Consider the following 1,546-nt stretch of genomic DNA (forward strand, 5'->3'; position numbering starts at 1 on the left):
AAAACATTGAGAGCCCCTGCTGCATGAAAGACCGCGGATTAGGCCGACAATGGTGAGTGTCTAATTCAGCCGCGGCGGCCACGCCGCATTCATGGAAGGGGCTCCCATGCTCGATACTACCACCTTCGTCGGCCTCGACGTCCACGCCCGCTCGATAAAGGCCGTCTCCCTCGACGTCATGACCGGGGAGGTGCGCGCCGCGACCTTCGGCTACGACGCCGGCGCCGTCGCGGAGTGGATCCGCTCCGTGGGCCCCGGGGCCAGGTGCGTGTACGAGTCCGGGGTCACGGGCTTCGACCTGCAGAAGAGGCTCTCCGGCCTGGGTGTCGACTGCGTGGTCGGCGCCGTCTCGAAGATGATCAAGCCCAGCGCGGACAGGCGCAGGAAGAACGACCGCAACGACGCCGAGTTCCTCGCCCGCATGCTGTCGGTCGGCAACGTGGTCGAGGTGTGGGTCCCCGACGACGAGTGCGAGGCCGCCCGCGACCTGACCAGGGCGCTCGAGGACGCGAGGGACGACCTCTCGCGCTCGAAGCAGCGGCTCTCCAAGTTCCTGCTAAGGCACGGGCTCGTCTTCGACGAGAGGACGCCCACCGGCCGCAGGAAGGGCAACTGGACCCGGGCGCACTGGTCCTGGATCGAGTCGATTAGGTTCGCGGAGGGGGCCGACAACGACGCGCTCGCCTACTACGTCGACGCGGTCAGGCGGGCGGCGGAGGAGAAGGCGAGGCTCGAGGGGCTCGTCGAGGCCGAGGCCCGCAAGCCCAGGTGGCGGAAGAGGGTCGACTCCCTGCGCTGCCTCAAGGGCGTAGACACCGCTTCCGCCGCCGACCTCGTGTTCGAGGCCGGCGAGTTCTCCAGGTTCAGGAACGCCCGCTCGTTCGCCGCGTGGGTCGGCCTGACGCCCTCCGAGCACTCCAGCGGGGAGAGCGACCGCAGGGGCGCGATCACCAAGGCCGGCAACAAGCACCTGAGGAAGACGCTGGTCGAGGCCGCGTGGCACTACCTGACGTGCTCGGGGCGGCCGAAGGACCTCGCCAAGGGCCAGGCCCCGGACCCAGCCGCCCGGAGGCATGCCGCCAAGGGCGTGCGGAGGCTGGTCGAGAGGCGGGAGGCGCTGCTCGCGCGCGGGGTCCACGGCAACAAGGCGAACGTCGCCACGGCGCGCGAGCTCGCCTGCTGGGTGTGGGCGGTCGGCCTCATGGCCGAGGAGGCGTAGGGGGCGGTCCCCCGCACATAAGCCAGTCATCCCGGAAGCGGTTCGATCCGAAGCCGTTGAGGCGAACCTCAGGTCCCTTTTCTGCGAGCGCCCAGGGCGCCACACGCGTGCACAGACTGTCGGTTCGACGTAGAAGCCTCAGCCGTAGCAACGGATTGCCCAGCGAGAGATCGCCACGGGCGGATATTAAACTGCAAAGACGAGCGTCGGTAAGACACGCCGAGGTCGCCGCGGACGGGTTGATATAGGGAGAGGGCCTGACCCCATATCGTTGGGGCCAGGCCCGATTTTGCCTCTTGACAATGTCCTGCTCATATTAAAAGGAAC

General features: G+C 67.9%; 1 protein-coding gene. It reads left to right on the forward strand.

The genetic code is table 11. The features are described 5' to 3' along the window. Positions 1 to 106: 106 nt before the first annotated feature. Positions 107 to 1,219, forward strand: coding sequence for an IS110 family transposase (locus DXD48_RS09960; RefSeq protein ID WP_233502395.1), 1,113 nt, complete (start codon positions 107 to 109; stop codon positions 1,217 to 1,219). Positions 1,220 to 1,546: the final 327 nt, after the last annotated feature.

The organism is Collinsella sp. TM05-37, from assembly GCF_003436455.1.
Classification (GTDB): domain Bacteria; phylum Actinomycetota; class Coriobacteriia; order Coriobacteriales; family Coriobacteriaceae; genus Collinsella.